Here is a 22,194-nt window from a genome sequence, read left to right on the forward strand (position 1 = left end):
TCACGCCGCCCGGGCCGCGTAGCGGTCGCCGAACCGGTCGACGACCAGCGGCAGCCCGAACGTCTTGGTCAGGTTGTCGGCGGTCATCACCTCGCCGAGCAGGCCCGCCGCCACGATCGTGCCCTCGCGCAGCAGCAGACCGTGGGTGAAGCCGGGCGGGATCTCCTCGACGTGGTGGGTGACCAGCACCATGGCGGGCGAGTCGGGGTCGAGGGCCAGCTCGGTGAGCCGGGCGATGAGGTCCTCGCGGCCGCCCAGGTCGAGCCCCGCGCCGGGCTCGTCGAGCAGCATGAGCTCGGGGTCGGTCATCAGCGCCCGGGCGATCAGCGTGCGCTTGCGCTCGCCCTCGGACAGCGTGCCGAACTCGCGCTCGGCCAGCGGGCCCATGCCGAGCTGCTGGAGCAGCTGCCGCGCGCGGGCCTCGTCCTGCGGGTCGTACTGCTCGCGCCAGCGGCCCACGACCGACCAGGCCGCGGTCACCACCACGTCGAGCACGCGCTCGCCGGGCGGCACCCGCTCGCCGAACTGGCCGGTGGCCAGCCCGATGCGGGTGCGCAGCTCGTTGACGTCGGTGCGGCCGAGGCGCTCACCGAGCACCCACGCCGTGCCGCGCGACGGGTGCAGGCGGCCGGACGCCAGGTTGAGCAGCGTGGTCTTGCCGGCGCCGTTGGGGCCCAGGATCACCCAGCGCTCGTCGAGCTCGACCTGCCACGACAGGCCGCGGACCAGGAAGCTCCCGGAGCGGATCACGCTGACCCGGTCGAACGCGATCACGGTGTCTTCGTCGGGCGGGGACGTCACCACGGCAGGCTCTTGCACCCGTCCATCCAACCACGCAGCGGTGCGCTTCTCAGGCGGTGGTCGACCCGAACACCTCATCGCGTACGGCCGCCAGCGCGGTGTGCAGCGCGCCGTGCAGCACCGGCTCGGACTCCACACCGGTGATGACCACCTTGGGATTGACCAGCGTGATCGCGGCCACCTCCTGCTCGACGCGTGCCGCCAGCCGTGGCCCGCCCGCCTGCGACACCTCGCCGGCCAGCACGACCAGCGGCGGGTCGAGCACCACGCAGGTGGCGGCCACGCCCAGCGCCAGCCGGCCGGCCAGCTCGTCGAGCACGGGCTCGCCGGCCGGGCCCGCCGCGACGGCGTCGTGCACCACGTCGGCCGCCTCGGCGCCGCGGAAGCCGTACTTCTTGCCGATCGCCTTGACCGCGTCCGCGCCCGCGACGCTCTGGAAGGCGCCGCGCACGCCGCCCTTGGTCGCCTTGCGTCCCGAGTGCCGCGGCACGTCGGCGCCGGCCACCGGCAGGTAGCCGATCTCGCCCGCCGCGCCCGTGCTGCCCTGGTGCAGGCGGCCGTCGATGACGCTGGCCAGGCCGACGCCGCGGCCGATCCAGATGAGCACGAAGTCGCGGACGCCGGTGGCGGCGCCGGCGCTCATCTCGGCGATCGCGGCCATGTTGACGTCGTTGCCGAACACGACCGGGGTGTGCAGGTCGCGGCGCAGGTCGTCGAGCAGGCCGCGGTGCCAGCGGGGCAGGTCCCAGGCGAACGAGATCTCGCCGCTCTCCGGATCGACCAGGCCGGGGGTGCCGAGCACGACACGCCGTACGGAGGACATGTCGGCGCCCGCCTCGGTGGCGGCCTGCACCACGGCGTTGTGCACCACGCCGACCGGGTCGTCGGTGTCCTTGGTGGACTGCTCCACCCGGCCGATGATCTCGCCGGTGATGTCGGCGCACGCGGCGACCACCCGATCGGGGCCGACCTCGACACCGATCACGTGGGCGCTGCTCGGCGTCACCGCGTACAACTGGGCATTGGGACCCCGGCCGCCGGCCTGCTCGCCGACCCGGCGTACGAGACCCCGCTGCTCGAGGCGCTCCACCAGCTGCGACGCGGTGACCTTGCTCAGCCCGGTCATCTCGCCGAGCTGAGCCCGGGTGAGCGGACCGCGGTTGAGCAGCAGTTCCAGCGCCGCGCGGTCGTTGAGCGCGCGCAGCAGCCGAGGCGTGCCCGGAAGGCGGGTGGAGGCCATGACAGGATCCCCTAGTATTTAGGATTGTTTCCTATTGGATGTGCGGCACCCGACGGGTGCCCGACACCGAGCGATCATGGCAGCTCGCGGGGTGTGCAGACCAGACTTGCGTCACCGGAAGGACACCATGACGATCGACTCCGGACTCCGCCGGCTCGCGCTCGGCACCCTGCTGGCGGCCTTTCCCGGCGGGACCGCGCCGGACTGGGCCGTCACCCTCCTGGGGGAGGGGCTGGCCGGCCACACCCTGTTCGGCACCAACGTCGCCGATCCCGCGCAGGTCGCCGCGCTGAGCGCACGCCTGCGCGAGGGCCGCCCGGACGCGCTGATCGCGATCGACGAGGAGGGCGGGGACGTCACCCGGCTCGACCACCTCACCGGCAGCCCGTACCCCGGCAACGCGGCCCTCGGCGTGGCCGACGACGTGCAGCTCACCCGCTCGGTGTACGCCGCGATCGGCGCCGATCTGGTCGCGGCCGGCGTGAACCTCGACCTGGCGCCCACCGTGGACGTCAACACCGCCGACGACAACCCGATCATCGGCACCCGGTCGTTCGGCGCCGACCCGCAGCTGGTCGCGCGGCACGCCCGGGCCGCGGTCGACGGGCTGCAGTCGGTGGGCGTGGCGGCCTGCGCCAAGCACTTCCCCGGCCACGGCGCGACGATCGCCGACTCGCACCTGTCGCTGCCGACCGTCGACGCCCCCGCCGGCCTGCTGGAGACGCGCGACCTGCCGCCGTTCGCCGCGGTGGCCGGTTCGGCGCAGGCAGTCATGTCGGCGCACATCCGCGTGCCGTTCCTGACCGGCGACGACCCCGCCACCTTCAGCTCCGCCGCGCTGCGGGGCCTGCTGCGGGAGACGTACGGCTTCGAGGGCGTCATCGTCACCGACGCGCTCGAGATGGCCGGCGCCGCGGCCCACGCCGGCAGCATCTCGCTGGCGGCCGTGCGCGCCCTGGCCGCCGGCGCGGACCTGCTGTGCATCGGCGCCCGGGTCGACGCGGAGCTGGTCGAGGCGGTCGTGGCCGAGATCGTGGCGGCGGTCGGCGACGGGCGGCTGTCGTCCGACCGGCTGCTCGAGGCGGTCACGCGCAACACGGCCCTGGCCTCGTGGACCCGCAAGCCCCGTACGCTGCCCGTCCGCGACGCCGGCCTGGCCGTCACCGCGGCCCGGCGAGCCGTGCGGGTCGAGGGCTCGCTGGACGGCCTGACCACGCCGCTGGTGGTGCAGCTCGTGTCGGGCTACTCCATCGCCGAGGGCCGCGTGCCGTGGGGCCTGGGGCCGCACCTCGACGGCGTCGAGCAGGTGGAGGTCGTCGCCGACCCAGCCGCGGCCGCCGAGCTGTCCGCCCGCGCCGGCTCCCGCCCGATCGTGGTGGTGGGACGCCACGTCCACCGCACCGCTGCCGCCCGCGAGCTGATCGAGCGGCTCGCCGCGACCCACGCGGTCGGCGTGGTCGAGATGGGGTGGCCGTCGTCGTGGCGCCCGGCGGGGGCGCGCGCGTTCATGACCACCCAGGGCGCCAGCCTGGCCAACGGGCGCGCCGCCGCCGAGGCGCTGAGCCTGACCGAACACTGACCCTCCCGACTTGAACACGTTCAACGAGTTGCCCTACAGTGAGGGCAGCTCAGTTGAACGTGTTCAAGGAAGGTGGTCCCGATGGACCCCAAGGTGTGGATGTACCTGGTCTATCTGCTCGTCAGCGTCGGGCTGACCGTCTGGGTGGCGACGACGCTGTCGCGCAACGGGCTGGTGTTCCTCGCCGACGTGTTCGCCGACGAGCGGCTCGCCAAGGCGGTCAACCAGCTGCTCGTGATGGGCTTCTACCTGCTCAACCTCGGCTACGTGACGGTCACCATGCGGTCGGGGCAGACCATCGCCGACACCAGCGAGGCCCTGGAGACGCTGTCGGGCAAGGTCGGCCTCGTGCTGCTCGTGCTCGGCGTCCTGCACTTCCTCAACGTGTTCTTCCTCGGCCGCTACCGCCGCGGACGCCTCCGCCAGCAGCAGGTGGCGCCGCCGCTGCCGCCGGTCGGGCGCCTGCCGATCCACCCGCAGACGCCGCCGCCCGCGCGGGCGTGACCGGCGAGGTGGGCCCGGCCGGGCGAGGGGGCGGCCGGGCCCTTCCGGGGGGATTCACGGTGCTGTACGACGCGGGGTGCTCGATCTGCCGGGCGGCGCGCCGGTGGCTCGAGGGGCGGGCCCAGCTGGTCCGGCTGGAGTTCGTGCCCGCCGGGTCCGAACAGGCGCGGCAGCGGTTCCCCGGGCTCGACCACGCGGCGACGCTGCGGGACGTGACCGTGATCGGCGACGACGGGGCGATCTATGCCGGCGACGGCGCGTGGGTGGCGTGCCTCTGGGCGCTCGCCGACTATCGCGGGATGGCGGAGCGGGTCAGCTCGCCGGCGTTGCTGCCGGTGGCGCGGCGGTTCATCGCGGCGGCGTCGGCGGCCCGGGAGCGTACGCGCGGGGTGGGGGCGGACTACGGTGACGGGTGTGACGACCGCTGCCGCTGAACCGGATCCCGCCGAGGACGCCGTCGCCGGCCCGGCCGCGGACCGGCCCCGCCGGGCGCGCGGCGAGCAGACGCGGCAACTGATCCTCGAGACGGCGCTGCGGCTGTTCCGCGAGCGGGGGTACGCCGAGACGACCATGCGGGCGATCGCCAAGGAGGCGGGCGTCGCGGTCGGGAACGCGTACTACTACTTCGACTCCAAGGAACACCTGATCCAGGGGTTCTACGACCGCAACCAGGCCGCCCACCGCGCTGCCGCCGAGCAGGTGCTGGCGCGGGAGAAGGACCTCGCCCCGCGGCTGCGCGGTGTGCTGCACGCGGGCATCGACGTCAACGCGCCCTACCACTCGTTCGCCGCGACGTTCTTCAAGTCCGCGGCCGAGCCCAGCTCGCCGCTGAGCCCGTTCTCCCGCGAGTCGTCGCCGGCGCGCGAGGCGGCCATCGCGATCTTCCGCGAGGTGGTGGACGGCTCGACCGCGAAGCTCGACCCCGAGCTGCGCAAGGAGCTGCCCGAGCTGCTCTGGCTCGGCTGGATGGGCGTGATCCTCTTCTGGGTGTACGACAACTCGCCCGACCAGCGGCGCACCCGGCGGCTGATCGACGGGGCCGTGCCGCTGATCGACCGGCTGGTCTCGCTGTCCCGGCTACGTGTGCTGCGGCCCGCGTTGCGCCAGGTGCTGGCCCTGATCGAGACGGTGCGGCGGGACGACGACTGATGACTTTGCGTATCGCATGGTCAACTTCACCGTACGTAATCGGTCGTGGAGGTTTGTGCCCGCCCGACTGTCGATAGCCGGATCTGTCGCCCGATCCGCGGTGCCCGAACGGCTATTTCCCGCACGCAGTGCTTCCGGCGTCCCCGTGCCGGCACGTAGCGTCATGTCCGCAGGTGGGTCTGGGGACGTCGCGGACCGGCTCGGGCTTCGGGACCAGTCCGAGTCCTCCGCGGCGCAGACGGTGAGCCGGGCGCGGCAGTGGATTTCGGGAGCAATCCGCCGCGACCCGGCTCACGCTGTCCCGGCCGGCCGGAAGCGGCGCAGGCGCAGGCTGTTCGCGACGACGAACACCGAACTGAACGCCATGGCCGCGCCCGCGATCATGGGGTTGAGCAGGCCGGCGGCCGCCAGCGGCAGACCCGCGACGTTGTAGGCGAAGGCCCAGAACAGGTTCCCGCGGATGATCCCGAGCGTGCGCCGCGACAGCCGGACGGCGTCCACGGCGGCGGTCAGATCTCCCCGTACGAGCGTGAGGTCCGACGCCTGGATCGCCACGTCGGTGCCCGCGCCCATGGCCAGCCCGAGGTCGGCCTGGGCCAGCGCGGCCGCGTCGTTCACCCCGTCGCCGACCATCGCCACCGACCGCCCCACGGCCTGCAGCTGTTTGACGACGTCGACCTTGCCCGCCGGCAGCACCCCCGCCGCCACCTCGGTGATCCCCACCTCGGCCGCGACCGCGGAGGCCACCTCCGGCGCGTCCCCGGTGACCAGCATCGGCGTGAGACCGAGCCGCCGCAGCGCCCGCACCGCCGCAGCGCTGGTCGGCCGCACCGTGTCGGCCAGCGCGATCCAGCCCGCCGCCTCGCCGTCGACCGTGACCTCCACCCAGGTGGCCGCCGCCGCGGGCGCCCGCGGCGGCGCGCCGGCCGCCACGGCGACTTCAGCGCCCTCCAACCGGCCCCGCACGCCGACCCCGGCCGTGGCGCGGAAGTCCGCGACCGGCGGCAGCGCTCCCCGCTCCCGGGCCGCGTCGGCGATCGCCCGGCCGATCGGGTGCTCCGAGGCCGCCTCGACCGCGCCCGCCCATCGCAGCAGCTGCGCGTCGGACAGCCCGGGACCACCGGGGACGACCTCCGTCACGGCCATCCGCCCGGTCGTCACCGTGCCGGTCTTGTCCAGGACGATCGTGTCGACCCGGCGGGTGGACTCGAGCGCCTCCACCCCGCGGATGAGGATGCCCAGCTGCGCCCCGCGCCCGGTTCCCACCAGCAGCGCGGTGGGCGTGGCCAGCCCCAGCGCGCACGGGCAGGCGATGATCAGCACGGCCACCGCCGCGGTGAAGGCTGCGGCGGGCCCGCGCCCGGTCCCGAGCCAGAAGCCGAGCGTCCCGACGGCCAGCGCGATCACGACGGGCACGAACACGCCCGAGATGCGGTCGGCGAGCCGCTGGACGGCGGCCTTGCCCGTCTGCGCCTCCTCGACCAGGCGCGCCATCTGCGCCAGCTGGGTGTCCGCGCCGACCCGGGTGGCCCGCACGACGAGCCGGCCGCCCGCGTTGATCGTCGCTCCGGTCACCGGGTCGCCCGGCCGCACCTCCACCGGCACGGACTCGCCGGTGAGCAGGCTGACGTCCAGCGCCGAGGAACCCTCCACCACCTCGCCGTCGGTCGCCACCTTCTCCCCCGGCCGCACGAGGAACAGCGCGCCCGGCGTGAGGTCGGCGGCGGCGATGACCCGTTCGGCGCCGTCCTCGAGGACCGTGACGTTCTTCGCGCCCAGCGAGAGCAGCGCGCGCAGCGCGTCACCGGCGTGCCGCTTGGCGCGCGCCTCCAGATAGCGGCCGGCCAGCAGGAACGTCGTCACTCCCGCGGCCGCCTCGAGGTAGATCGCGTCGCCCTCGCGGGCCGTGAGCGAGAACGGGTGCGTCATGCCGGGCATCCCCGCGTCGCCGAGGAACAGCGCCCACAGCGACCAGCCGAAGGCCGCGAGCGTGCCCATCGAGACGAGCGTGTCCATGGTGGCGGCGCCGTGGCGCAGGTTGACGTACGCCGACCGGTGGAACGGCCACCCGCCGTAGACCACGACCGGCGCCGCGAGCGTCAGCGACAGCCACTGCCAGTAGTCGAACTGCCAGGCCGGCACCATCGCGAGCACGACCACCGGAACGCTGAGCACGATCGAGATCAGCAGCCGGTCGCGCAGCGCGTCGCGGGCGGGCTCGGCCGGGGGCGGCTCGGGCGCCGGCTCTGCGGCGGTGTACCCCGTCTTCTCCACCACGGCGATGAGGTCGGCGGCGCTGAGCGCGGCGGGCACGGTGGCGCGCGCCTTCTCGGTCGCGTAGTTCACGGTCGCGGTGACGCCGTCCATCCGGTTCAGCTTCTTCTCGATGCGGTTCGCGCACGCCGCGCACGTCATCCCGCCGATCTCAAGCTCGATCACCCGCTCCATGCCCCTACCCTATACCCCTTGGGGGTACCCGCCACCTCGGGCATGAAGAAGCCGGGCCGCCTGGAGGGCGACCCGGCTCCGTCGTCGTCAGGCCGCCGAGGTCTTGACCAGGGTGCGGATCTGGCGGAGCAGCACCGACAGCGCGGCCAGCTCGGCCGGGGTGTCGGCCACGTCGCCCATGGCGTTGGAGGCCCGGGCGATCGACGCGGCGTTCACCCGTTCCCACTCCGAGACCCGCTCGTCGGCCGTCGCGCCCGCCGGGGTCGACTGGAGCACCTCGGCGGTCAGCGCCGCCAGCGCGGCGTACAGGTCGTAGCGCAGCGCCATGCGGGCCAGCGTCTGCCACCTGTCCCCGCGCGGCAGGCGGGAGATGTGCGACAGCAGCTGGTCGATGTGGAAGCGCTCGGACAGCGCGAAGTAGACCGGCGCCACCTCGTCGGTGGGCTTGCCGGTGGCCGCGCCGGTCTCGAGGATGTCGAGCAGGCCGAAGCCGTAGTTGCACCACGTCACCCGCTCGGCCAGGTCCATCGGCACGCCCTTGTCGACCAGCGTGGCGATGTGCTCGTCCATCGACCGGCGCTCGAGGCCGCGCAGCACCGACGGCATCTGCGGCAGCAGCGCCTGCACTCCGGTGCCCAGCTTGGCGATCTCGCCGGCCACGTCGATCGGCGAGCGGCGGGTGCTCACCAGCCACCGCACCGCCCGGTCGAGCAGCCGCCGCGATTCCAGGAACACCAGCGTCTGCGCCTCGGTCGGCACCCGGTTGTCCAGGGCCTCGGCGTCGGCCCAGATGGCGGACAGCCCGTAGGCGTCACGGATCACCGTGTACGCCCGGATGACGTCGGCCGCCGAGGCGCCGCTCTCCTCCATGGCGCGGAACACGAACGACGTGCCGCCGCGGTTGACCACCTCGTTGACCAGCGCCGTCGTGATGATCTCGCGGCGCAGCCGGTGGCCGGACATGCGGCCCGCGCACCGGTCGCGCAGCGGGGTCGGGAAGTAGCGCGCCAGCACCTGGTGGGTCCACGCCTCGTCCACGATCTCGTCGGCGAGCACCTCGCGCTCAAGGCTGATCTTGACGTACGCCAGCAGGACGGCGAACTCAGGAGCGGTGAGCCCCTGCCCGGCGTCGTACCGCGCGGCCAGCTCCGCATCCGTGGGCAGCGCCTCGAGCTCGCGGTTGAGCTGCCCGCTCGCCTCGAGCTCGTTGAGCATCCGCCGGTGCACCGGCAGCAGCGAGTGCGCCTGCGCCCGGGCGTGGCCCAGCGCCGTGGCCTGCTCGTAGTTGTCGCGCAGCACGAGCGCCGCGACCTCGTCGGTCATCGCGGCGAGCAGCTCGTCGCGCTCGGGCAGCGTCATCTCCCCGTCGGTGACCGCCCCGCCCAGCAGGATCTTGATGTTGACCTCGTGGTCGGAGCAGTCGACGCCCGCGGAGTTGTCGATGAAGTCGGTGAACACCCGCCCGCCGGCCAGCGCGAACTCGATGCGCCCGCGCTGGGTGAGCCCGAGGTTGCCGCCCTCGCCCACCACCCGCACGCGCAGGTCCGCCCCGTTGATGCGGATCGCGTCGTTGGTCTTGTCGCCCACGTCGGCGTGCGTCTCGGTGGCGGCCTTCACGTACGTGCCGATGCCGCCGTTGAACAGCAGGTCGACCGGCGCGCGCAGGATCGCCCGCATCAGCTCCACCGGGCTGACCGCGGTCGCGTCCCCGAGGTCCAGGGCCGCGCGCACCTCCTCCGACACCGGGATCGACTTCGCCGTACGCGGGAAGATCCCGCCACCGGGCGAGATCAGCGACCGGTCGTAGTCGTCCCACGAGGACCGCGGCAGCTCGAACAGCCGCTTGCGCTCCTGGAACGACCGGGCGGCGTCCGGCGTGGGGTCGAGGAAGATGTGCCGGTGGTCGAAGGCGGCCACCAGCCGGATGTGCTCGCTGAGCAGCATGCCGTTGCCGAACACGTCGCCCGACATGTCGCCGACTCCGACCACGGTGAAGTCCTGCGCCTGGGTGTCGACGCCCAGGTCGCGGAAGTGCTTCTTGACCGACTCCCACGCGCCGCGCGCGGTGATGCCCATCCGCTTGTGGTCGTAGCCCGCGGAGCCACCGCTGGCGAACGCGTCGCCCAGCCAGAAGTCCTTCGCCACCGAGATCTCGTTGGCGAGGTCGCTGAACGTCGCCGTGCCCTTGTCGGCCGCGACCACCAGGTAGGGGTCGTCGCCGTCGTGGCGCACCACGTCGCTGGGCGGCACGATCTTGCCGCTGAGGATGTTGTCGGTGACGTCGAGCAGCGCGGTGATGAAGCGCTTGTAGCACTCCACCGCCTCGTCGCGGTCGCCCGGCTTCTGCTTGAGCACGAAGCCGCCCTTGGCGCCCACCGGCACGATCACCGCGTTCTTGACCATCTGCGCCTTGACCAGGCCCAGCACCTCGGTGCGGAAGTCCTCGCGCCGGTCCGACCAGCGCAGACCGCCGCGCGCGACGGCGCCGAACCGCAGGTGCACGCCCTCGAACCGCGGCGAGTACACGAAGATCTCGAACTTGGGCCGCGGCTGCGGCAGGTCGGGGATCGCCTGCGGGTCGAGCTTGAAGGCGACGTACGACTTGGGCCGCCCGTCGGGTCCGCGCTGGAAGAAGCTCGTCCGCAGGGTGGCCTGGATCAGCGTCAGGTAGGACCGCAGGATCCTGTCCTGGTCGAGGCTGTCCACGTCGTCGAGCAGCGCGGTGATCTGCTCGACCAGTTCCCCGGCGAGCCGCGCACGCTGGGCCTCGCCCGCCTCGAGCCGGGGCGAGAAGCGCGTCTCGAACAGCCGCACGAGCAGCCGCGCGATCTCCGGGTACGCGATGAACGTCGATTCGAGGTACCGCTGCGAGAACACGCTGCCGGCCTGCCGCTGATATTTCGCGTACGCCCGGAGGACCACCACCTGGCGCCAGGTGAGCCCGGCACGCAGCACGAGCTCGTTGAACCCGTCCACCTCGGCCTCGCCGCGCCAGGCCGCCGCGAACGCGTTCTCCACCTGCGGGCGCACCTCGGCGAGCTCGCGGTGGCCCTCCGGCGGCCGCAGCCCGAAGTCGTAGAGGTAGACCGTGCCGTCGGTGCGCCGGATCTCGTACGGCCGCTCGTCGACCACCTGGACGCCGAGCGAGTGCAGCACCGGCAGCACCGCCGACAGCAGCATCGGCTCGCCGTACCGGTAGACCTTGAACCGCACGTCGTGGTCGTCGGGCTCCACCTCTCCGGTGCGCCCGAGCCGCCGCTTGCGGTAGAGGTGCATCTCGAGCTGCCCGGCCTCCTCGAGCAGCTCCAGCTTCGCCAGGTCCTGCATGCCCTCGTACGGGGTGTGGCCGTCCTTGTAGCTCTCCGGGTACGCGGTGGCGTAGCGCGCGAACAGGTCGCGGGCCGCCTCCTCGCCCAGCTTGCGCTCCAGCACGAGCGAGAAGTCGTCGTCCCACATGCGGGTGGCGTCGGCGAGCATCTCGGCCAGCGCGTTCGGCTCGATGCGGCCCGGCGGGTCGGCCGGGTCGGTGCGCACGATGAAGTGCACGCGCGCCAGCATCCGCTCGGTCACCCGGGTCGTGTAGTCGACGCCCACGCCGTTCAGCTCGCGCAGCAGGATCTCCTGCATGCGCAGCCGGTTGCCGGTCGTGAACCGGTCGCGCGGCAGATAGATCAGGCACGAGATGAACCGGCCGTAGCCGTCGCGGCGCAGGAACAGCCGCAGCTGCCGGCGGCCCGCCATGCGCAGCACACCGATGACCGCCTCGTACAGGTCGTCGGTCTTGATCTGGAACAGCTCGTCGCGGGGGTACGTCTCGAGGATCTGCAGCAGGTCCTTGCCGGAGTGCCCGCGCGGCGACAGCCCGGAGCGGTCGAGCACCTCGCGGACCTTGCGCCGGACCACCGGCAGCTCGCGCACGCTGGTGCGGTAGGCCGACGAGCTGAACAGGCCCAGGAAGCGGCGCTCGCCCACCACCTCGCCGCTCTCGTTGAACACCTTGACGCCGATGTAGTCCAGATAGGCCGACCGGTGCACGGTGGCCCGCGAGTTGGCCTTGGTGATCACGAGCAGGCGCTTCTCGAGCGCGCGCTGGAAGGCCTCGTCCGCCATCGACGACAGCTTGCGCGGCTTGCTGTCGCCGCGCAGGATGCCCAGCCCCGAGCCGGGCACGGCGGTCAGCACGTCGCCGTCGAGCTGGTACTCGCGGTAGCCCAGGAACGTGAAGTGGTCGTCGGCGAGCCACTTGAGCAGCTCGATCGAGTCGGTGACGTCCTTGTCGGGCACGGGCAGCTTGCGCTCCGAGCCGCGCGCGGTGGCGAGCTCGTCGGCGATGACCACCGCCCGCTGGCGCATCCGCGGCCAGTCCTCCACGGCGTCCCGCACGTCGGTCAGCACCCGGCTGACCTCGTTGAGCAGCTGCTCACGCGCGTCGGCGCCGCGGATCGGGTCGATCTCGATGCGGATCCAGCTCTCGACCAGGTCGCCCTCGATCGCGTCGTCGGGCTCGACGTCGGCGGCGAGCTCGGCCAGCGCGCCCAGCGGCTCGCGGCGCACCACGATCAGCGGGTGCACCAGCAGGTGGATCTGCTGCTGGTGCGCGGAGAGCAGCGCGATCACCGAGTCGACCAGGAACGGCATGTCGTCGGTGACGATCTGCAGCACGGTGTGGCACTGCGAGCCGCCCGGCGGCGTGATCGCCAGCTTGAGCTCGCCCGGCAGGCGCGTCGCGGCCAGCTCGCGGTGGCTGATCGCGGCGTCGTACATCTCCTGCGGGGTGAGCCCCACGAGCTCCTCGTCCGGCGCGAACCGCCAGTAACGCCCCACCAGGGAGGCGGTGGCGTGGTCGTCGCCGGCCACCTCCACGGCCTGGGCGATCAGCCGCTCCCCGTTCGGGAGCGTCTCGTCGATCTCGCCCTCCTCGGCGCTGGCGCCGAGCCGGCCGGTCAGGGCCAGCCCCGGTCCGGCGATGAGGTCGTTGTCAGCATCGGTATCGGTCGCTGCCTCGTCGGCGACAGCCATGGCCTGGCGCTCCCCTCACCCACGACACTGTGGGTTCGAACGTGTCGAGCACAGCCTAGAACCCCGCACGGGGCGCTAGGACAGGCGCGGTGCGAACCGTCCACGGTCTGCGCGGTTTGACCTTTCTCACCGGGAGAGGGCCAGCGGGGCGTGCATGCGTTCACTACCGTCGCCTACGCTCGTTGCCGATACCCGCCGAAAGGGGTTCCCATGCACCGCGGTCCTGACCGGTCCGTGCGCCGCGCGTTCGCGGCCGCTGCCACGTTGACGCTGGTGGCGGGCGTCCTCGCGGGGTGCTCCGGCGACGGGCCCGACGGCACGCTCGACGACTTCCTCGCGGGCTGGCGCGGCGGCGACCTGAGCAAGGTCGGATTCGTCGGCGCCGATGGTGGCAAGATCGCGTCGGCCGAGGTGCTGAACCAGATCAAGGCGGTGTCCGGCGACCTCGCCAAGCAGCCGCTCACGGTCACCGCTGAGGGTGAACCCAAGACCACGGGCGACAACGCGAGCAGCGCGGTCAAGCTGGACTGGACCCTGCCCGGCGACGTCAAGTGGTCGTACACCAGCACCGTTCGGCTGACCAAGCAGAACAGCGACGGCTGGCAGGTGGTGTGGGAGCCGGCCATCGTGCAGAGCGAGCTGACCGGCGGCGACAAGCTGCAGCTCAAGCGGGTGCGCGCCGAGCGGGCCAGCATCCTCGACGGGGCCGGCCGGCCGATCGTCACGCCGCGCAAGGTGTTCAACATCGGGGTCGAGCCGCAGAAGGTCACCGACCTCGCGAAGCTGCGCACCGGCCTGGCCGCCGCGTTCCAGAAGGTCGGCGTCACGGTCGACACGTCCAACCTGGCCGACCGCGTCAAGAACGCCGAGCCGGTCGCGTTCCTCCAGCTGATCACCCTGCGCGAGCCCGACTTCCAAAAGGTCCGCGCCGATCTCGAGGCCCTCGACGGCGCCGTCTTCCTGTCCGAGGAGCGCCCGCTCGCGCCCACCCGCGTCTTCGCCCGCGCGCTGCTCGGCACCGTCGACGAGGCGACCGCCGAGGACATCGAGAAGCTGCAGGGAGTGGTCCAAGGCGACCGCGTCGGCCACGGCGGGCTCCAGCAGCGGTACGACACCGCGCTGCGCGGCACGCCCGGCGTCTCGGTCGTGCTCGCCCGCTCCACCGAGGACCCGGACGCCGAGGGCACCGAGGTGTTCAACGCCAAGCCCGCGCCCGGCAAGCCCGTCAAGACCACCCTGGACGTACGGACCCAGACCGCGGCGGACGCTGCGCTGGCGCCGCAGAAACAGCCCAGCTCGCTCGTCGCGATCAAGGTCAGCGACGGCTCGGTGCTCGCCGTGGCGAACGGACCCGACGGCGGCACGGTCGACACCGCCCTCACCGGTCAGGTCGCGCCCGGCTCGACGTTCAAGGCGATCTCGGCGTACGGGCTGCTGCAGAAGAAGGCCGTGACCGCCGACACCACGGTGGCGTGCCCCAAGGTCGCCGTCGTGGCCGGACGCCAGTTCAAGAACGCGCACGGCGAGGCGTTCGGGTCGGTGCCGTTCCACGTCGACTTCGCCAAGTCGTGCAACACCGCGTTCGTCGGCCTGGCCCCCAAGCTCGGCGCGGACGGCCTGCGCTCGGCCGGCGAGGCGCTCGGCCTGGGCGGCAAGTGGGACCTCGGCGTCGAGACGTTCAGCGGCAAGCTCTCCCCCGCCGACACCCCCACCGAGCTGGCCGCCGCCGCGTTCGGCCAGGGCGCCACCGCGGTCAGCCCGCTCGCCATGGCCAGCGCGACGGCCGCCATCGCCCGCGGCCAGTTCAAGCAGCCCCGCCTGGTGCTCGACCCCGCGCCCGCCGCCCCCGCCGCGGACGGCGCCCAGCTCGACCAGGCCGCCGTGACCGCGCTGCGCAAGATGATGCGCGAGGTCGTCACGGCCGGCACCGGCACCGCGCTCAAGGACGTCCCCGGCGGCCCGGTGTTCGGCAAGACGGGCACCGCCGAGTTCAGCGAGGCCACCGAGGACACCCACTCGTGGTTCATCGGATACCAGGGCGACGTGGCCTTCGCCGCCATGGTGGAGAAGGGCGGCGCCGGCTCGGAGGCCGCGGTGCCCGTGGTCGAGCGCTTCCTGCGGGGGCTCGCGAAGGGCTAGTTGACGTCGGCCGCCGTCTCGGAGTCCAGCTCGAACGCCGGACGCTGCACCGGCAGCGAGAACGGCTCCGGCTCCTCGGCGGCCGTCCGCGGCCGCAGCATCCCGGGCCGGGTCGCGGGCAGCGGCTCCGAGTCGAGCAGGGGCGCCGACCCGAGCGGCCGGGGCACCATCCGCGCCGACCGCTCCTCGTCGTCCCCCTCGGTCGCCGGCTCGGCCGTGCCCTCACCCCAGTGATCCATCGGCTCCGCCGCGCCGCCGTCCTCGTCGGCCCACTCGTCACCGCGCGCGGCATCGCCGTCCACCTGCTCGTCGCCCGCGTCGCCGCCCTGCACGGCCGGGACCTCGTCGGCTTCCTCCACCCCGAGCAGGGTCGAGGCCGGAACAGCCACCTCCCCCGACGAGCCCGCCGGACCCTCCGACATGCCCGCCGCCGCGAGCGCCACGCTGTCGGCCGCCGCCGCAGCCCGCCGCTGCTGCCGCTCCCGCTCCTCGTCATACGAGTCGCCTGCGGAGGAAGACGCCTCCGCGGCAGAGGGCGCCTCCGGGCTTTCCCGGTCAGCAGGCAACTCGCCCCGGTTCAGCCCACCGGCAGGCCTCAGACCACCGCCGGCGTCGGGCCAGCCCAAGCCGGCGCGCGCTCCGAGCCGATCCCGGCCGCTGCTCGCCTCCGGCCGCAAGCCACCGCTCACCTCGGGCCGGCCCAAGCCACCACTCACATCGGGCCAACCCAAGCCGGCGCGCACCCCGGGCCGATTCGAGTCGTCGCTTGCCTCGGGCCTCTGGCCGGAGGCCGGTGCCTGCGGGTCGTCCGCACCGGTCGCAAGATCGGAACGATTCGACCCGGACAGCCGGGCGCGGTTCAGGCCCGCGGGACGCTCCGGGCGACCGAAGCCCGCCGTGAGGTCGGAGCGGTCGAAGCCGCCCAGCCGGGGACGCTCCTCGGCAACGACCGGCTCGGCAAGGCGAGCGTCGGCCTCCTCCGCCGGGGCGGCGCGGTGGGCTGCGGCTGCGGCCGCGGGGGTCACGCGGTCGGGGCGGTTGAGGTCGGCGCGGGCGGCGATCAGGTCGGGCCGCGGGGTCACGGTGTGGGCGGCGGCCAGGCCGGCCGTGACCGCGGTGACGATCTCGGCGGCGTAGGAGCCGTCGGTGTCGTAGTCGGGGTCGAAGACGGTGATCTCGACGCCCAGGCAGTGCGGCGACTCGACCAGCCCGGCGAGCAGCAGCTCCAGCTCCGGGAACGCGATCCCGCCCGGCGACGGCGCGTCGACGGCCGGCATCACCGCGGGGTCGAGCACGTCGACGTCCATGTGCACCCAGTAGCCGGCGCAGTCCACCAGCTGCTCGCGGGCCCACTGGGCGCTACGCGCGGCGCCCTCGGCGCGCAGCGCGGGCACCGGGCGGGTCACGATGCCGGCGGCCTGCAGGTCGAGGCGGTACTCGTCCTGGGCGCGGATGCCCATCACGACGACGTCGACGTCGCGGAAGTACGGGCGGCGGCCCTCGATCGCCGCCAGGTCGGCCTGGCCGCGGCCGGTGACCAGCGCCAGGTCCTCGCCCGCGGCGGCGCCCACATAGGAGGCGTTGCCGGGGTGCCGGAAGTCGGAGTGACCGTCCACGAAGATCAGGCCGATGCGCCCGCCGACCGCGTCGCCGAGGCGGTGCATGGCCAGGCCCGAGCCGAGCAGGATCGAGCAGTCGCCGCCGAGCACGACCGGGAACTCGCCGGCGTCGAGGATCGCGCCGATCCGGTCGGCGAGCGCCCGCGAGTAGGCCGCGATCTGCGCCGCGTGCGCCACCCCGTCGCCGGGCCGCCAGTCCCCGGCGTCGTAACGCGGCGGGGTCAGGCAGCCGGCGTCGCGGGCGTTCAGCTTGGTGATCAGCCCGTGGTCGCGCAGCGCTCCGGGCGCCTTGGCACAGCCCGGCACCGACGTCGCGGTCGGCGGCCGCAGACCGAGGTTGGACGGTGCGTCGAGGACGGCGATGCGGCGCACGGAGCGGCTCCCTGACTAGAAGAGGGCGCTGGCGAGGGCCCGTCGGGCGCCCGCCACGGCGGGGTCGTCGGGGCCGGCGACGCTGAACAGCGAGAGCAGGTGCTTGCGGACGGCGTCGCGGTCGTCGCCCGAGGTGCGCTTGATGACCGCGACGAGCCGAGCGTATGCCTTCTCCGCCTCGCCGCTGAGCACCTCGACGTCGGCGGCGAGCCGCTGCGCGTCGATGTCGTCGGGCGAGGCGTCGGCCTTGGCGACCGCGGTGGTGGGGTCGGCGCCGCCGATGCGGCGGTAGAGCTCCACCTGCGCCAGCCCGGACTCGGCGGCGGCGTCGGCGGGGTGCTCCGCGAGGATCTTGCGGTACGCCGCCTCGGCCTCGTCGAGGTCGCCGACCATCAGCGCGTCGTCGGCCGCGTCCAGCCGCGGGTCGGCGGGCGCGTCCACGGACACGCCGCCGGCCTTGAGCACCGCATCGACGTACTGCTTGACCTGGGACTCCGGAAGCACGCCGGTGAAGCCCTCGACGAGCTGACCGTTGACGACCGCGACCACCATCGGGATGCCCTGCACCCGCAGCGCCTGGGCCAGACGCGGGTTGGCGTCCACATCGACCTTGCCGAGCACCCAGGAGCCGCCGCCCGCCTGCGCCAGCCGCTCGAGCACCGGCGACAGCTGCTTGCACGGCTCGCACCAGTCGGCCCAGAAGTCCAGGATGACCGGCGTGGTCAGCGACCGCTCCAGCACGGTCGTCTGGAAGTTGGCCTCGGTGACGTCGATGATCGTCTCGGGCCCGGCGCCGCCCGGCAGGCCGCCCGGGATGGGGGCGGACGGGCCGTCGTCGGCCTTGCTGGGGGCGCCGGCGGCGGCAGCGGGACGGTTCGCCGGCGACGAGGCCGGGGCGCGCAGCGCGCTGAGATCGACCGCGCCGCGGGTGAAGATCGACGGAGTGGTCCGTGGGTCGCTCATGGTTATCTAGTCTCGCACGCTGACGAGGCGCTCCGCCGCGCCGCGGCGCACCTGATATCGGACGTCACAGGAGCGCCGCGCGGCCATGCGGACCGTCAGAACCGGGCGGGCTCCCGGTAGATGCCCCACTCGTCCTTGAGCACCCCGCAGATCTCCCCCAGCGTGGCCTCGGCGCGCGCCGCCTCGAGCATGGCGGGGATCATGTTCTCGCCCGTGCGCGACACCTCCACCATGCGGTCGAGCGCCGCCTTGACCCGTACGGGATCACGCCCGGAACGCCGTGCGCCCAGGGCCCGCCGCTGCTCCACCTCGACCTCGTGCGACACCCGCAGGATCTCCAGCTCCTTGGCGACCGTGCCGGTGTGGGCGTTCACCCCGACCGTCCGCTTCTCGCCCTTCTCCACCGCCTGCTGATAGGCGAACGCGGCCTCGGCGATGTTGGCGGTGAACCAGCCGTCCTCGATGCCGCGCAGGATGCCCGCGGTGATGCTGCCGTCCTCGCCCAGCTCCCGGATGCGCGCGAAGATCTCCTCCGCCTCGGCCTCGATGCGGTCGGTGAGCTCCTCCAGGTACCAGGAACCGCCGAGCGGGTCGGCCACGTTGACCACACCCGTCTCCTCCATCAGCACCTGCTGCGTGCGCAGCGCGATCTCCGCGGACTCGTCGGTGGGCAGCGCCAGCGTCTCGTCGAGCGCGTTGGTGTGCAGCGAGTTCGTGCCACCGAGCACCGCGGCGAGCGCTTCCACCGCCGTACGGACGACGTTGTTGACCGGCTGCTGCGCGGTGAGCGACACCCCGGCCGTCTGCGTGTGGAACTTGAGCCACAACGCCTTCTCGCTGGTGGCGCCGTAGTCGTCGCGCAGGTGCCGCGCCCAGATGCGGCGGGCCGCGCGGAACTTGGCGATCTCCTCGAAGAAGTCGATGTGCGCGTCGAAGAAGAAGCTCAGCCCGGGGGCGAACTGGTTGACGTCCAGCCCCCGGCTGAGCCCGAGCTCCACGTACCCGAAGCCGTCGGCCAGCGTGTACGCCAGCTCCTGCGCGGCGGTCGAGCCGGCCTCGCGGATGTGGTAGCCGCTGACCGACAGCGGCTTGTACTTGGGGATCTCGCGCGCGCAGTACTCCATCAGGTCGCCGATCAGCCGCAGGTGCGGCTCGGGCTGGAACAGCCACTCCTTCTGCGCGATGTACTCCTTGAAGATGTCGGTCTGCAGCGTGCCGTCGAGCCGGTGCAGGTCGGCGCCCTGCCGCTCGGCCGCCACCAGGTACATGCAGAAGACCGGAACAGCCGGCCCCGAGATCGTCATGCTGGTCGTCGTCCGCTCGAGGTCGATGCCGTCGAACAACACGTCCATGTCGGCGGCCGAGTCGATCGCGACCCCGCAGTGCCCGACCTCCCCGACCGACTGCGGCTCGTCGGAGTCCCGCCCCATCAGCGTCGGCATGTCGAACGCGACGCTCAGTCCGCCCCCGCCCGCGGCGAGGATCATCTTGTAGCGCTCGTTGGTCTGCCGCGCGTTGCCGAACCCCGCGAACTGGCGGATGGTCCAGGTGCGCCCGCGGTAGCCGGTCGGATAGAGACCCCTGGTGTACGGGAACTCGCCCGGCCAGCCGATCCGCTCGAAACCCGGGTACGCGACGCCGGCCGGCGGCCCGTAGACCGGGTCGACCGTCGCCCCCGAGAGCGTGGTGAAGTCGGCGTCGCGCTTGCGCGCCGCGTCATAGCGCCGCTGCCAGCGCTCCCGTCCCGCGGCGATGTCGGCTGCGTCCATGCCGACATCCTAGAGCCAACACCTGAACGATCGCTAAGGTCAATTCGCCCGCGCCATCGACGACAGCCGACCCGGATCACCCCCCCGGCGCGCAAGTGGCGTCAGCCGAGGACGTCCAGGGCGTGGTAGAGCCGCGACGTGGTCGTGTCGAGCTGGGCCAGCCGCGCGGCCGGCAGCCCGGACGTGACGGCGACGCGGCGTTCGGCGGCGGCGCGGGTCAGCAGCATGCCGACCTGGGACGAGGCGCGGTCGAGCACGGCCTGGCGGGCGATCTCGTCGAACGGGTCCGCGGTCGGGACCTCGCCGTCCTTGCGTACGGTCTTGGCAGTCACGGCGGCCGCCCGCACCACGGTGGCGGCGTCGCGCGCGAGGCTCTCGGCGTAGGCGGCGGTCGGCTGCACGGCGGTGACCGCGGGCACGGCCGGCTCGCGCACGGCCGCGGCGGCCCGCGCGGCGGCGGACCCGGACGCGGCCGACTGCATCGCGGTCGCCTGCAAGGCATTCGACTGCAGCACCGCCGACTGCAACAGAGGGTGAAGATAGGTGGCCGTGGTGCCGGTCGCCCTGGGGAACGTGACTGGGTTGACCATGACGCGTCCCTCCCTTCCTGCCGATGACGTATTCCCAGCTTATGGTGTTGCGGACCGGTTGCCGATCGGGTCAACGGACGGTGCGGGAGGCACCCGGACGGCCGTCGTCCGGACGTCTACGGAAAGTGACCGAAAAATCCTTCAGTCCACGCCGTGGTCGAAGATCCAGGCCTGCGGGTCGCCCTTGCGGTACGCGAGCCGCAGCACCACGGGCAGCATCGCGTCGCGCACGGCCGCGCCGATCGGACCGGCCGCCTTGCCGCTGCCGTTGCGCCGCCCGACGGCCACCACCCGCTCCACCCGCCGCCGACGGCGACGCTCGTACTCGCCAAGCCCCTCAGCGATGGGAGCAGCCGAGGACGCCGCCGGGGAGGGGAGGCAACGGCCCAGGGTCACGGCGTCTTCGATGGCCATCGAGGCGCCCTGGCCGGAGGAGGGCGCCACGGCGTGGGCCGCGTCGCCGATCAGGACCGTGCGGGCCGAGCGCCACACCGGCACGCGGCGCAGGTCGTCGGTGTTCCACGGGCCGAGCGCCTCGGGGGTGGCCCGGATGATCGCCGCGGCCGGGGAGTCGTCGGCGGCGAACAGGTCGATCAGGTGGGAGCGCCACGACGACGGGGTGAACTCGCCGCGCCGGGCGGGCTGCTTGCGGGGCGGGTTGGCGAACCACCACACCGAGCCGTCGGGGGCCGGCGCCCAGCCGAAGAAGGCCCGTCGCCCGAAGACCATGTGCATGAGGCCCGGCGTGCGGTCGAGGTCGGCGCCGACCGGCCCGGTGGTGAAGCCGCCCGCGTTGAGCAGCCCCAGGTAGCGGGGCGACGGGCCGCGGGGGTCGAGCACCTCACGGGTGCGCGAGCGGATGCCGTCGGCGCCGACGAGCAGGTCGCCCTCGGCGGTGCTGCCGTCGGCGAAGGTGACGGTCACGCCGCCGGGCCGCTCGGCGAAGTCGCGCAGGCTCCGCCCGTACGTGATGGGAATGCCCCTCTCGACGGCGGCCGCGCGCAACGCCGCGTAGAGGTCGGCCCGCCGGACGGTCGTGGTGGTGGTGCCGTCGGCGGTGGGGCCGCCGAGCGGCGTGACGGCGAGCCGGCGCCCGGCGCCGTTGGTGAGCGAGACGGCGGGCGTCGCGAAGCCCGCGGCCAGCACCCGCGCCGGGTCGAGCCCGAGCGCACGCAGCGCGTTGATGCCGTTGACGGCGACGGTGAGCCAGGCGCCATGCCCGGCGGAGCCCTCGGGCTGAGCCTCGAAGACGTGTGCATGCCAGCCGGAGCGCTCGAGAGCGAGCGCGGCGACCGTGCCGGCGATACCTCCACCGGCGATCAACGCGATGGGTTTAGTCATTCCATGACTATCCATCTCATGACTATGGCTCGTCAACCCCTTAGGCTTGATCGCGTGGCACCGACGACCGAACCGCGCCGCTCGACGCTGGGCATGCTGCTGCTGGCGCTGCTCATGGAGGCGCCCATGCACCCCTACCGGATGCAGCAGACGATCAAGGAGAGGGGCCAGGACCAGCTGGTCAACGTGGCGCAGCGCAACAGCGTCTACCAGGCGCTCGACCGGCTCGTCCGCGACGGGCTGGCCCGGGTGTCGAGCACGGCCCGCGAGCCCGGCCGGCCCGAGCGGACCGTCTACGAGATCACCGACGAGGGCGCGGCCACCATGCGGCGCTGGCTCACGGCGGCGCTGCCCACGCCGGCCCGCGAGTTCCCGGAGTTCCCGGCGGCGCTGGCCTTCCTGGCGATCCTGCCGCCGCGAGAGGTCCACGACCTGCTCGCCGCCCGCGCCGAGGCGCTCACGCAGAAGCTGGAGCAGATCCGCGAGCAGGCGCCGCCCGGCATGCCGCGGTTGTTCCTCATCGAGGACGAGTACCGCGCCGCCGTGCTCACCGCCGAGATCGGCTGGCTGCGCGGCGTGGTGGCCGACCTCGACGAGGGCCGGCTGAGCTGGGACCTCGAGCTGGTCCAGCGGACGCTCGAGCAGTTCGGCTAGCGGCACT

15 protein-coding genes are annotated in these 22,194 nt (G+C 73.2%); 6 read left to right on the forward strand and 9 right to left on the reverse strand.

The genetic code is table 11. The features are described 5' to 3' along the window. The gene (locus ACSNN8_RS07245; RefSeq protein ID WP_436647768.1) at positions 1–879 is read right to left on the reverse strand and encodes an ABC transporter ATP-binding protein; all 879 of its coding nucleotides are present in this window, start codon (positions 877–879) and stop codon (positions 1–3) included. Further along, complete coding sequence (locus tag ACSNN8_RS07250; RefSeq protein WP_436647770.1) at positions 851–2,041, reverse strand: ROK family transcriptional regulator; 1,191 nt, start codon at positions 2,039–2,041, stop codon at positions 851–853. Before ACSNN8_RS07250 ends, ACSNN8_RS07245 begins: the two co-directional genes overlap by 29 nt. Before the next feature lie 127 nt (positions 2,042–2,168). Here ACSNN8_RS07250 and ACSNN8_RS07255 point away from each other — a divergent pair, with 127 nt between their 5' ends. From ACSNN8_RS07255 to ACSNN8_RS07270, 4 genes are all read left to right on the forward strand, one after another. Next, positions 2,169–3,620: a glycoside hydrolase family 3 N-terminal domain-containing protein gene (locus tag ACSNN8_RS07255; RefSeq protein WP_436647772.1), complete on the forward strand. Its 1,452-nt coding sequence runs from the start codon at positions 2,169–2,171 to the stop codon at positions 3,618–3,620. A gap of 81 nt (positions 3,621–3,701) precedes the next feature. After that, entirely contained in the window at positions 3,702–4,124 is a 423-nt protein-coding gene (locus tag ACSNN8_RS07260; RefSeq protein WP_436647773.1) for a hypothetical protein, read from the forward strand. Between the two features lie 59 nt (positions 4,125–4,183). After that, positions 4,184–4,558, forward strand: coding sequence for a thiol-disulfide oxidoreductase DCC family protein (locus ACSNN8_RS07265; protein WP_436647775.1), 375 nt, complete (start codon positions 4,184–4,186; stop codon positions 4,556–4,558). Continuing rightward, entirely contained in the window at positions 4,539–5,273 is a 735-nt protein-coding gene (locus ACSNN8_RS07270) for a TetR/AcrR family transcriptional regulator (RefSeq protein WP_436647777.1), read from the forward strand. The genes ACSNN8_RS07265 and ACSNN8_RS07270 overlap by 20 nt, the downstream gene beginning before the upstream one ends. A gap of 291 nt (positions 5,274–5,564) precedes the next feature. Here the strand turns inward: ACSNN8_RS07270 and ACSNN8_RS07275 are convergent, their stop codons facing one another. Together ACSNN8_RS07275 and ACSNN8_RS07280 are read right to left on the reverse strand one after the other, a co-directional pair. Beyond that, positions 5,565–7,721: a heavy metal translocating P-type ATPase gene (locus ACSNN8_RS07275; RefSeq protein ID WP_436647778.1), complete on the reverse strand. Its 2,157-nt coding sequence runs from the start codon at positions 7,719–7,721 to the stop codon at positions 5,565–5,567. A gap of 87 nt (positions 7,722–7,808) precedes the next feature. Next, positions 7,809–12,740, reverse strand: coding sequence for an NAD-glutamate dehydrogenase (locus tag ACSNN8_RS07280; protein WP_436647780.1), 4,932 nt, complete (start codon positions 12,738–12,740; stop codon positions 7,809–7,811). A gap of 210 nt (positions 12,741–12,950) precedes the next feature. Here ACSNN8_RS07280 and ACSNN8_RS07285 point away from each other — a divergent pair, with 210 nt between their 5' ends. Next, the gene (locus tag ACSNN8_RS07285) at positions 12,951–14,879 is read left to right on the forward strand and encodes a penicillin-binding transpeptidase domain-containing protein (RefSeq protein WP_436647781.1); all 1,929 of its coding nucleotides are present in this window, start codon (positions 12,951–12,953) and stop codon (positions 14,877–14,879) included. On the opposite strand, the gene ACSNN8_RS07290 is transcribed toward ACSNN8_RS07285, so the two are convergent. From ACSNN8_RS07290 to ACSNN8_RS07310, 5 genes are all read right to left on the reverse strand, one after another. Next, on the reverse strand, positions 14,876–16,870 hold the full coding sequence (locus tag ACSNN8_RS07290; RefSeq protein ID WP_436647783.1) for an arginase family protein: 1,995 nt from the start codon (positions 16,868–16,870) through the stop codon (positions 14,876–14,878). The two genes, ACSNN8_RS07285 and ACSNN8_RS07290, sit on opposite strands and share 4 nt — an antisense overlap. A 15-nt stretch (positions 16,871–16,885) precedes the next feature. Further along, complete coding sequence (locus tag ACSNN8_RS07295; protein WP_436647785.1) at positions 16,886–17,833, reverse strand: tetratricopeptide repeat protein; 948 nt, start codon at positions 17,831–17,833, stop codon at positions 16,886–16,888. Positions 17,834–17,928: 95 nt separating this feature from the next. Then, entirely contained in the window at positions 17,929–19,602 is a 1,674-nt protein-coding gene (locus ACSNN8_RS07300) for an acyl-CoA mutase large subunit family protein (RefSeq protein ID WP_436647787.1), read from the reverse strand. Between the two features lie 101 nt (positions 19,603–19,703). After that, positions 19,704–20,192 (reverse strand): hypothetical protein, encoded by a 489-nt coding sequence (locus tag ACSNN8_RS07305; protein WP_436647789.1) that lies wholly within the window; start codon positions 20,190–20,192, stop codon positions 19,704–19,706. Between the two features lie 141 nt (positions 20,193–20,333). Beyond that, on the reverse strand, positions 20,334–21,533 hold the full coding sequence (locus ACSNN8_RS07310; RefSeq protein WP_436647790.1) for an FAD-dependent oxidoreductase: 1,200 nt from the start codon (positions 21,531–21,533) through the stop codon (positions 20,334–20,336). A 54-nt stretch (positions 21,534–21,587) separates the two neighbouring features. On the opposite strand from ACSNN8_RS07310, the gene ACSNN8_RS07315 reads away from it, so the two are divergent. Then, the gene (locus ACSNN8_RS07315; protein ID WP_436647792.1) at positions 21,588–22,187 is read left to right on the forward strand and encodes a PadR family transcriptional regulator; all 600 of its coding nucleotides are present in this window, start codon (positions 21,588–21,590) and stop codon (positions 22,185–22,187) included. Positions 22,188–22,194 lie beyond the last annotated feature (7 nt).

It is taken from the genome of Actinoplanes sp. URMC 104, assembly GCF_051386375.1.
Lineage (GTDB): Bacteria > Actinomycetota > Actinomycetes > Mycobacteriales > Micromonosporaceae > Actinoplanes.